Source organism: Streptomyces arenae, assembly GCF_022343545.1.
GTDB classification, from domain to species: domain Bacteria; phylum Actinomycetota; class Actinomycetes; order Streptomycetales; family Streptomycetaceae; genus Streptomyces; species Streptomyces humi.
The window spans coordinates 1-941 of record NZ_JAKQYH010000085.1 but is presented as its reverse complement, the minus strand read 5'-3'; the positions used below and the strand labels follow the sequence as shown (position 1 = coordinate 941).

The 941-nt window shown below is 57.6% G+C and carries 2 rRNA genes; both read left to right on the top strand.

The features are described from left to right. A 16S ribosomal RNA gene (locus MB828_RS38650) occupies window positions 1-243 on the top strand; the annotation flags it as partial. Between the two features lie 268 nt (window positions 244-511). Continuing rightward, window positions 512-941: ribosomal RNA gene (locus tag MB828_RS38645) — 23S ribosomal RNA — on the top strand; the annotation flags it as partial.

Sequence of the window (941 nt, the reverse complement as noted above, 5' to 3'; positions counted from 1 at the left end):
GGATTGGGGTCTGCAACTCGACCCCATGAAGTCGGAGTCGCTAGTAATCGCAGATCAGCATTGCTGCGGTGAATACGTTCCCGGGCCTTGTACACACCGCCCGTCACGTCACGAAAGTCGGTAACACCCGAAGCCGGTGGCCCAACCCCTTGTGGGAGGGAGCTGTCGAAGGTGGGACTGGCGATTGGGACGAAGTCGTAACAAGGTAGCCGTACCGGAAGGTGCGGCTGGATCACCTCCTTTCTAAGGAGCACATAGCCGACTGCAAGCAAATGTCTTGCACGGTTGCTCATGGGTGGAACGTTGACTACTCGGCACCTTCTCAAAGTCTTCTGTCAGTACTGCTTCGGCGTGGAACACAGAGATGACGGAGAGAGAGTGTCGGGCACGCTGTTGGGTGTCTGAGGGAATGAAACCCCTCGATGTCGGCCCCAGTGAACTCCAGCTTTGGTTGGGGGTGATGGGTGGCTGGTCGTTGTTTGAGAACTGCACAGTGGACGCGAGCATCTGTGGCCAAGTTTTTAAGGGCGCACGGTGGATGCCTTGGCACCAGGAACCGATGAAGGACGTGGGAGGCCACGATAGTCCCCGGGGAGTCGTCAACCAGGCTTTGATCCGGGGGTTTCCGAATGGGGAAACCCGGCAGTCGTCATGGGCTGTCACCCGCTGCTGAACACATAGGCAGTGTGGAGGGAACGAGGGGAAGTGAAACATCTCAGTACCCTCAGGAAGAGAAAACAACCGTGATTCCGGGAGTAGTGGCGAGCGAAACCGGATGAGGCCAAACCGTATGCGTGTGAGACCCGGCAGGGGTTGCGTATACGGGGTTGTGGGATCTCTCTTTTACGGTCTGCCGGCCGTGAGACGAGTCAGAAACCGTTGATGTAGGCGAAGGACATGCGAAAGGTCCGGCGTAGAGGGTAAGACCCCCGTAGCTGAAA